The sequence below is a fragment of the Pseudomonadota bacterium genome, from assembly GCA_039815145.1.
GTDB lineage: Bacteria > Pseudomonadota > Gammaproteobacteria > Steroidobacterales > JBCBZW01 > JBCBZW01.
Genome location: JBCBZW010000052.1, coordinates 23,735 through 32,539 on the forward strand (window position 1 = coordinate 23,735; position 8,805 = coordinate 32,539).

General features: G+C 64.1%; 9 protein-coding genes and 3 tRNA genes. 7 read left to right on the forward strand and 5 right to left on the reverse strand.

Going from position 1 to position 8,805, the window contains the following annotated elements; translation table 11 throughout:
• Positions 1–78 precede the first annotated feature (78 nt).
• On the forward strand, positions 79–867 hold the full coding sequence (locus AAF184_14055) for a hypothetical protein (GenBank protein MEO0423458.1): 789 nt from the start codon (positions 79–81) through the stop codon (positions 865–867).
• Entirely contained in the window at positions 864–2,456 is a 1,593-nt protein-coding gene (gene crtD, locus AAF184_14060; protein MEO0423459.1) for a 1-hydroxycarotenoid 3,4-desaturase CrtD, read from the forward strand. Before AAF184_14055 ends, crtD begins: the two co-directional genes overlap by 4 nt.
• Before the next feature lie 21 nt (positions 2,457–2,477).
• Here the strand turns inward: crtD and crtI are convergent, their stop codons facing one another.
• The 3 genes from crtI to AAF184_14075 all read right to left on the reverse strand — a co-directional run bounded on the left by crtI (position 2,478) and on the right by AAF184_14075 (position 4,935).
• Entirely contained in the window at positions 2,478–4,049 is a 1,572-nt protein-coding gene (gene crtI, locus AAF184_14065) for a phytoene desaturase family protein (GenBank protein MEO0423460.1), read from the reverse strand.
• Positions 4,050–4,133: 84 nt separating this feature from the next.
• Positions 4,134–4,583 (reverse strand): ATP-binding protein, encoded by a 450-nt coding sequence (locus tag AAF184_14070; protein ID MEO0423461.1) that lies wholly within the window; start codon positions 4,581–4,583, stop codon positions 4,134–4,136.
• Between the two features lie 22 nt (positions 4,584–4,605).
• Complete coding sequence (locus AAF184_14075) at positions 4,606–4,935, reverse strand: STAS domain-containing protein (GenBank protein MEO0423462.1); 330 nt, start codon at positions 4,933–4,935, stop codon at positions 4,606–4,608.
• 579 nt (positions 4,936–5,514) lie between these two features.
• On the opposite strand from AAF184_14075, the gene AAF184_14080 reads away from it, so the two are divergent.
• Positions 5,515–6,399, forward strand: a complete 885-nt coding sequence (locus AAF184_14080; protein ID MEO0423463.1) for an NAD-dependent protein deacetylase — start codon at positions 5,515–5,517, stop codon at positions 6,397–6,399.
• Between the two features lie 3 nt (positions 6,400–6,402).
• Here AAF184_14080 and AAF184_14085 read toward each other — a convergent pair whose 3' ends face one another.
• The gene (locus AAF184_14085; GenBank protein ID MEO0423464.1) at positions 6,403–6,636 is read right to left on the reverse strand and encodes a DUF6116 family protein; all 234 of its coding nucleotides are present in this window, start codon (positions 6,634–6,636) and stop codon (positions 6,403–6,405) included.
• A gap of 26 nt (positions 6,637–6,662) precedes the next feature.
• On the opposite strand from AAF184_14085, the gene AAF184_14090 reads away from it, so the two are divergent.
• Positions 6,663–7,643: a L,D-transpeptidase family protein gene (locus AAF184_14090; GenBank protein ID MEO0423465.1), complete on the forward strand. Its 981-nt coding sequence runs from the start codon at positions 6,663–6,665 to the stop codon at positions 7,641–7,643.
• A gap of 28 nt (positions 7,644–7,671) precedes the next feature.
• Here the strand turns inward: AAF184_14090 and AAF184_14095 are convergent, their stop codons facing one another.
• A complete protein-coding gene (locus tag AAF184_14095; GenBank protein MEO0423466.1) occupies positions 7,672–7,986 on the reverse strand; it encodes an alanine-zipper protein in 315 nt (104 codons plus the stop codon).
• A 234-nt stretch (positions 7,987–8,220) separates the two neighbouring features.
• Here AAF184_14095 and AAF184_14100 point away from each other — a divergent pair.
• The 3 genes from AAF184_14100 to AAF184_14110 all read left to right on the forward strand — a co-directional run bounded on the left by AAF184_14100 (position 8,221) and on the right by AAF184_14110 (position 8,587).
• Positions 8,221–8,305, forward strand: a tRNA-Tyr gene (locus AAF184_14100).
• A 77-nt stretch (positions 8,306–8,382) separates the two neighbouring features.
• Positions 8,383–8,456, forward strand: a tRNA-Gly gene (locus AAF184_14105).
• Between the two features lie 56 nt (positions 8,457–8,512).
• Positions 8,513–8,587: transfer RNA gene (locus AAF184_14110), tRNA-Thr, on the forward strand.
• Positions 8,588–8,805: the final 218 nt, after the last annotated feature.

Sequence of the window (8,805 nt, forward strand, 5' to 3'; positions counted from 1 at the left end):
ACCAAGCGTAGCAGACTTCTGACGGTAAAAGTGTCTAGTTAAATTGACGCTCCGTGCTAATCAGACAGGACGCTAGCAATGGTGTGGTTTGATCCCTTCGTAGTGCCGTTCCACTACTTCGTCGTGGCCCACATCCTGACCGGATCGGTCGGGTTGCTCGGATTCTGGGGCCCGATCCTCACCCGCAAGGGCGCCGCCGCCCACCGACAGACCGGCCGGGTCTTCACCCTCAGCATGCTGATCACGGGCACCTTCGCCATCTGCATGAGTATCTGCACGATCCTCGACCCCGTGACCACCCATCCGCACGTGCACGAGTCCGCGGAGCTGATTCGAGGCATCTTCGGTTGGATGATGCTCTACCTGGCGATCCTTACGATCAACCTGGCGTGGTACGGATGGCTGTGCATCCTCAACCGCAAGCAGCGCGACGCCAATCGCGGCCCGATCAACCTGACCCTGCAAGGCGTGCTGCTGGTGGCTGCGGTGAACTGCGCCTGGCAGGGGTGGTTGCTGCGCCAACCCCTGATGCTGGGTATCTCCACGATCGGGTTCGCGACGGTCGCGACGAACCTCTGGTTCCTCTACAAGCCGCGGCCAAGTGCCATCGACTGGCTGCTCGAACACATCAAGGCGCTCGTCGGCGCCGGCATTTCCGTCTACACGGCCTTCTTCGCCTTCGGCGCCGTTCGTCTCATGCCGGAGTTGGCGCTCAATCCGTTGTTCTGGTCGATACCGCTGGTGATCGGCCTCGGTCTGATCCTGTTCCACTGGCGTCGCGTGATCGTCTCGCACCGTCGTGGACGGGCCCAGCGCCGGCCAGTTCGCCAGTCAGCCTCTGCGCCTGACGTGCCCCTCGCCACATGAGTGGTAGAGGGCGGGCGATCGTCGTCGGCGCCGGCGTCGGGGGGCTCGCGGCTGCCTGCGATCTGGCGAACGCCGGTCTCGAAGTGACCGTACTGGAACGTGCGAAGGCGCCTGGCGGCAAGATGCGCACCCTGCGCGCGGGAGCTTTCGATATCGATGCGGGGCCCACCGTGTTCACCATGCACTGGGTGTTCGACGGTCTTTTCGCGGACGCGGGGGAGTCCTTTGACGATGCGGTGAGCCTGGAAGCGGCCGAGGTGCTGGCGCGCCACGCGTGGACCGCTGGCGGCCGATTGGATCTGTTCGCTGACACGGAGGCTTCCATCTCAGCCATCGACGATTTCGCCGGGCCCCGGGAGGCAGCCGCGTATCGTCGATTTGTCGAGCGCAGCGCTCAGGTCTACGCCACGCTTGAGCGACCCTTCATTCGCACGGAGCGACCCCGCTCGACCCTCGAGTTGGTCTCGCGTGTCGGGATCACCGGGGTGCCATCACTCGCCCGTACCCAACCGATGGTGTCCCTATGGAATACCTTGGGTGAGCATTTTCGCGACCCTCGCTTGCGCCAGCTTTTCGCTCGCTATTCCACCTACGTGGGGGCATCTCCCCTGAAGGCCCCAGCCACGCTGATGCTGATCGCCCACGTCGAGCAATCCGGCGTGTGGCTGGTCAAGGGGGGAATGCGTGAGCTGGCAAGGCAGATGCAGTTCCTGGGGGAGCGGCGAGGCGCGCAGTTTCGCTTCGGCGCTCATGTGGAGGAGATTCTGGTCTCCGGTGGGCAGGTGCGTGGGGTGCGTCTGCAGGACGGCGAGACCTTGAGCGCCGACGCCGTCGTTTTCAATGGCGACAGCGCCGCTCTGGCAGGCGGTCTGCTTGGGAAAGACGTGGTGCGGGCGGCGGTGCCTACGGCGCGTGCCCAGCGGTCTCTCTCGGCAGTGACCTGGTGTTTGGCAGCGCAGCCCGAGGGCTTCCCCTTACAGCACCACAACGTGTTCTTCAGCGACGATTACCCTAAAGAATTCAGAGAGATATTCGAGGCCAGAACGGTGACGCAGGCGCCCACCGTCTACCTCTGCGCTCAGGGGCGCTCGGCGAAGGTAGATGGACCTGCGCCGCAGGGTGACGAGCCGATGCTGCTCCTGATCAATGCGCCCGCCGACGGCGATCGCGGGTGGCCTGCTGCCGGTGCGCCGAGCGTCGAGGAATTGCAGGCGCGCACGATCGGTATGCTGGAGGCGTGCGGGCTGTCGTTGCCGCAGGAGAGTTTCTCTCATGGGCAGCGTACGACGCCGAGCGATTTCGCCGAGTGCTTTCCGGGCAATGGCGGTGCCCTCTACGGGCGGGCCAATCATGGTCCGTTCGCTATCTTCGAGCGACCGACTGCGCGCCTGGATGTGCCGGGGCTTTACCTCGCGGGTGGGTCAGCACACCCCGGTGCCGGTGTGCCCATGGCGACCTTGTCCGGCCGGATGGCCGCAGCGCGCCTGCTGAGTGATCAGCAAGGTAAGCGCAGGAGTAGCGCAGCGATCACCTTCGCTAAAGGACCTGCAGCTCAAGCGAAGCCGCGCACCAGCCTGCGCGGGCGCTGAACGATACTGTTGGGCAAGCGCCTACGCCGTTGAGGTGCTCGCGGCGCCGTGGCCGAACATCTCGGGGCGTGCCGCAAGGGCCGGCGGTGGCGCAGCATCAAGTACCTTCTCCAGCACCTTCGCGGACGCGATGACGCCGGGCACCCCCGCGCCGGGGTGGGTCCCCGCCCCCACCAGGTAGAGGCCGCTGACCTCCTCGGACACGTTGTGAGGCCGGAACCATGCACTCTGGAAGAGCTGTGGCTGCAGCGAGAATGCAGCTCCGTTGCGCGAGAGTAGATCGTCGTTGAAGTGCTGCGGTGTCATCACCTTGGAGCTGACCAGATGCGAGGTCAAGCCGGGGAGCAGCGTGCTCTCGAGGCGCTGCGCAATGGCCTGACGATACTCTTCGCCACGCTCCGCCCAATCCGTTCCGCTGCCAAGGTGCGGTACTGGCGACAGCACGTAGAACGCATCGCACCCCTCGGGGGCCAGGCTGCGATCACTTGCCGTGGGGCGATGGAGGTAGAGGCTGAAATCCTCGGCCAGGTGCTTGCGCTGGAAGATATCGTCGAGCAACTCGCGGTAACGTGGACCGAGGACAATGGTGTGGTGATCAACGTCGTCGTAGGTACGATCGGTGCCGAAGTACCAGACGAACAAACCCATCGAGTAGGCTGCGCTTGCCAGGCGACGCCGAGACCAGCGCCTGCGCGGTTCGCGTCCCAGCAGGTTATCGTAGGTGTAGGCAGCGTCCGCGTTGGAGACCACGATGTCCGCGTGGATCTTCTCGCCGGATGCCAGCGTGACGCCCGTCGCGCGGCCTTGCTCCACGTTGATCCGGGAGACCTCGGCACCGCAGCGAACCGTGTTCCCGTGCCGCTCGATCAGGCCCGCCAGGCCGCTGATGAGTTGGTTCGTTCCGCCCACGGCGTAGTGCACGCCATGCGCTCTCTCCAGGTGAGAGATGAGGCAGAAGTACGCGGTGGTGTTGAACGGGTTTCCGCCGATCAGCAGCGGGTGGAAGCTGAACACCGTGCGCAGCTTTTCGTTGCGGAAGAACTGCGCCACCTTGCCGTAAACACTGCGAAAGCCACCGAGTCGCAGCATGTCCGGCACGGCGCGAACCATCGTGCCGAATTCGGTGAAGGGTTGATCGACGAGTTGCGTGAAGGCGACGTCGAAGATGCGCTCGCTCTCGGCCAGAAAGCCGTTGAGTGCCTCGACGTCGGCGGGTTCGAACTTGGCCACTTCGCGACGCAGGAGCTCGAGATCTGCGCTGTAGGAAAAGCTGGTGCCGTCGTCAAAGCGGATGCGATAGAACGGGTCGAGCGAGCGCAGGGTGACGTCGTCACTCAGCTTACGGCCGCACAGTGACCACAGCTCTTCGAGCAGGTAGGGGGCGGTGATGATGGTCGGGCCGGCGTCGAAGGAGAAGCCATCCTGGCGGAATACGCGCGCTCTTCCGCCCGGACTGTCCAGGCGTTCCAACACCGTGACACGCATGCCTCGAGCGCCGAGGCGCACGGCAGCGGCGAGGCCACCAAAGCCGGACCCGATGACTACCGCATGCGGCTTAGCGGGGGAGCCCCCGTACGCACCGTCTGCGCCCATGGACACACCTCATGAAATCGACTGTCAGTTACAATTGACAGTACCATTCGATGCGGCGCTGCGCCAGCGCGCCACCCGGGTGCTTCAGGCTTCCGCGGCGCTGGCTTGGGGGATGCGGCGATGGCGGATCATGGTCAGCCGATTGCAGCCCGGCTGGCGGTCGTAAGTGAGCTCATCGCAGGCCATTTTGATCAGGGTCAGACCGAAGCCACCCTCGGGCAGTTGGGTGGGGTCGACGGGCGGCTCCGGGAAGCCGTCAGGCACCTGTTCGAACAGCGTGGGGTCCATGCCGTCGCCGCCGTCCTCGATGGCCAGCTCCAGCGTGTCTCCGTCAAAGGCGAGTTCGACGTGGATCGGCTCGTCTGTCCCGGCACCGTAACTGTGCTCGATGACGTTGTTGAGGGCTTCGCCGACAGCCGTCTCAAAGGAGCCGCTTTCCTCGCCGGTAATGTGGCTGGCGAGTGTAATGACGCATCGGGTGACCAACGCGACGTGTGAGAAGTCGCTCGGGATGGTGAAGGCTACGCTACGCATGATCGATCGACTGTGGCCGGGCCTAGGCCGCCAGTGCCGCTTCGGGAGAGGTGTGAATCGAGAACACCTGCGTCATGCGCGTGAGCTTGAAGATGGACATCACACTGTCCTGCAAGCGACATAGCTTGAGGGAACCGTCCTTCCCGACGCTCTTGAGGATGGAGACCACGGCGCCCAAGCCGCTACTGTCTATAAAGTCCACGGCTGCCAGGTCGAGCACCAGCTGTCGTTGGCCGGACTGAACTAGCTCCATCATTTCGGACTTGAACTGATCGGCGATCGCCGCGTCCAGGCGGGTTTCCTTGAGGGTGACGACGATTTGACCGTCGATGCTCTGCTGCTCCAGCTGCATGGTGTCCCCGTGTCAGAAGGGTGATTAATCAATATGGGTATCGGCAGCGCCACTCGCTTCTTGAGCATTGCAGGGGGTGGGCAGCGGTAGGCGCGGTGCACAAAATTGAGGTTGCTCGTCGGCAGCGCAAGAATTACTTAATTGGCTTGCATCGCTGGGACGCAGTTCGTACCGTTGGTCGCGTCATCTCGTTGGGTAGCGCTCAGCGCAGTCCAGAGAGAGACACACTCGCGCCAGCGACCGGGGGGGATACGGGGTTGCCGCGCGCGAGGCGTCTACGGAAAAGCGGCAGTCGTTGTTCGGCTGCCGCTTTTCTTTTGTAGGTTGCCGGTCGACGAGATGACGTGGGGAGCTTTCACGCTGAGGGGGCACTCGCCGCCCGGCAGGGGGGTCGCTGATGCCGGCTGCCAGGTTCGTATCAGCGCCGTCGCATCATGGGAGTTACCTTACGCGTCCTCCCCGCCCCACGCATGAACCAGCGCACAGTTCGCGATCTGCAGATCGCTGGTTGTCGCCGCCGCCGCCGGGGCGCGCCCGAGGTCGTGGGACTTGCCCTCGTGTCGAGTTAACCTCCCGCCCATGAACGCAACCTTGTCCGCCGACGCCGCCCTGGGCGTCTTGCGTGATCTACTGGAAAACGCCCACTCACCCCCCATGGTTCTCACGGGGGCGGGGTGTAGCACCCAAGCGGGTATTCCCGCCTACCGCGACCGACGGGGGGAGTGGGCCCACCCTCAGCCGATCCAGTTCGCCCAGTTCCGCCGCTCGGAGGCGTCGCGCCGGCGCTACTGGGCTCGCAGCTTCACCGGCTGGCCACGCTTTCACGCAGCGCGCCCCACGCCTGCCCATCAAGCACTCGCCTGGTTGGCGGAGCGAGGGCGGGTCGTCCCACTGGTCACTCAAAACGTCGATCGCCTCCATTCGCGTGCTGGTGCTGAGGAGGTGGTCGATTTGCACGGTCGGCTCGACCGGGTCCGCTGCCTCGACTGCGGGATCGAAATGCATAGAGCTACCTTGCAGACGCACCTCGAGGCGCTGAACGGCACCTGGTCGGACTCGGTTGTCCGCGACGGTGCGACGCACCGCCCGGATGGTGATCGGGACGTGAGCGACGAGGCGGTCGCCCGCTTTCGCTACATCGACTGTGAACGTTGCGGCGGCATCCTCAAGCCGGATGTCGTATTTTTCGGTGAGAACGTCCCGGCCGAGCGCCTGGCCACGGCACGGGAGCGCCTGGCGAACGCCGGGGGGCTGCTCGTGGTGGGGTCATCGCTGATGGTATTGTCCGGCTATCGATTCGTGCGCGAGGCCCTCGCCGCACGAAAGCCCGTGCTGATACTCACTCAGGGGCGGACCCGGGCAGACGACGATGGAGTGGTCAAACTCGATCACGAGTGTGGCGAGCTGTTGAGCGCTCTGGTGCGAGAGCTCGGGGGCGGCTCTTCCGCGCCTGCCGGCCGCTGACGCCTATTGAGCCGTCGTCGTTGAGTCGTCCTGCTCAGGCTCCTTTTTATGCGCTCGTTCGCGCAGGGACGCGAGGACCGCCGTTACCAACCCGAGTAGCAGCTCGTCGGCGAAGGGAACTACGTCCGGCACCAACACGTCGATGATGAACAGGGCGGCGGTCACCGCCAGCAGTTTTGGAAACTTGAGACGCGATGCATAGCCAGTCAGCCAGCTCACGGGATTTGTTACGGCCACTCGGACTCCTCTTAGGATTGGGTTGCTTGCTCTGCGCCCTGCCGAAGGTCACCAAAGCAGCGGTGTTCGAGCTCGCCAACGAGGGCGATAGCGTTATCGGAACACCGATCAAACACACGGCTGCGCACGAGGATACCTTCGTCAGCATCGCGCGTACTTACGATGTCGGCTATCGGGAGCTAGTGTTGGCGAACCCCGAGGTGGATCCCTGGCTTCCCGGAGAGGGGACAGAAGTACTAGTGCCCTCGCAGTTCGTGCTGCCGGATGCGCCGCGCACGGGGATCGTTCTCAATGTGCCTGAGATGCGCCTCTACTACTTTCCGCCTGCTGCAGAGGGGGCAGGCCGGCAGGTCATGACCTTCCCCGTGAGCGTTGGGCGACAGGACTGGTCCACGCCTTACGGGCGCACCAAGGTCACCGCCAAGCAGCGCAACCCCACCTGGTATCCGCCGCAGTCGATTCGCGACGAGCATGCGGCCGATGGCCGTCCCCTGCCGAGGACCGTGCCGCCTGGACCGGACAACCCCCTCGGCAATCACGCGCTTCGCCTAGGCATCCCCGGCTACCTGATCCACGGGACCAATCGCCCCGCCGGTGTCGGTATGCGCGTGACCCACGGCTGCGTCCGGATGTTCCCGGCCGACATCGCCGAGCTCTACGGCCTCGTAGGGGTGGGCACCACAGTGCGCATCGTGAACCAGCCCTTCAAGATGGGGTGGGTGGCCGATTCCCTGTACCTGGAGGTGCATCCGCCTCTGGAGGAGGACGTCGAGACCATCGACCGCGGGCTGACCGCGCTGATCGAGGTCTTCGTCTCTAGCACGGATGAGCGGCTGAAGCAGGTGGACTGGGGGTCGATGGAAGCGGTCTACGAGCGCGGCCTCGGAGTGCCGGAGCCGCTAGCGGTGGAGTTTTTGGAGGTGAAGCCGGAGGAGCCGGCGGCGCCGACGGTGGAGGGCGCGGCGGAAATCGTGCGTGAAGCTTCCGAAGCGCGCGCAGGCGTTTAGCCTGCGCGACTTCGGTCGCTCGGAAGGACTACTTGCGCGTCACTTCCTCGAACATGCGGTCGATCTTGTCCGTATTGGCGTTGCAGCAGGCGTTGGCCCGGTCGGCTGCACGTTGGGCTGCGTTGGCGGCGCTCAAGGCCTGATCGGCCGTGCTCTGGGCGCTGCTAGCCGCGGATGCGGCCGAGTTAGCCGTCGACAGAGCACTGCTGGCGTCGGAAGAAGCCTGTTCTGCCAGCTGCAGAGCGCGGTCCACCTTTTCCTCAAGAGCAGTACAGCCGGTCAGGGTGGCAGCGGCAGCAACAACGGCGAGGGCGCGCGCGGCACCCGTCAGCTGAATGCGCATGTTTTCGAATCCCCTATATTTTTCGCGAAGGTCATGAGGCCGAAATCGGCCCCGGCGTATTTTATTGGTTGTAAGCTGCGGTGTGTCAAACGCTCGCGTCTTGGCGTCACTTTCCTGGGTCTATCGGGCCCATCGGCACCTACCGTAGGCCCTTGAGAGCGCAGCGCCTCTTTAGTTCGACGGAGCTGTTGACTTCCGCAAGATCGCGCCGGAAAATGCCCGGCTCCGTGATCCGGAGGGGTACTCAAGCGGTCAACGAGGGCAGACTGTAAATCTGCTGGCTATGCCTACGTAGGTTCGAATCCTACCCCCTCCACCATCTCGAGCCGCCGCGGTTGGATCGTCGGCTGGCTGGGGAGCCTTGATTTCTCTGGTGTTTTGGTGCGGTGCGGCCTGGCGGGTGTAGTTCAATGGTAGAACCTCAGCCTTCCAAGCTGATGATGTGGGTTCGATTCCCATCACCCGCTCCAACACAGCCCCGCTGCGCGCTGGGTGCCCAGGTAGGCGCGATCGGCCACGGTTTAGCGCCCACGTAGCTCAGGGGTAGAGCACTTCCTTGGTAAGGAAGAGGTCCCCGGTTCAAATCCGGGCGTGGGCTCCATATTTGTCACGGCGGTCGCCCAGCGGCTGCCACTTAAGAATAGTCATCGGACTCTATTCCGCAAGGGAGTTTGGCAGGTGTCGAAAGAGAAGTTTGAACGTACGAAGCCGCACGTGAACGTGGGAACTATCGGTCACGTTGACCATGGTAAGACGACGCTGACGGCGGCGATGACGACGGTGCTGGCGGCGGAGTTCGGTGGTGCCGCGCAGGCGTTC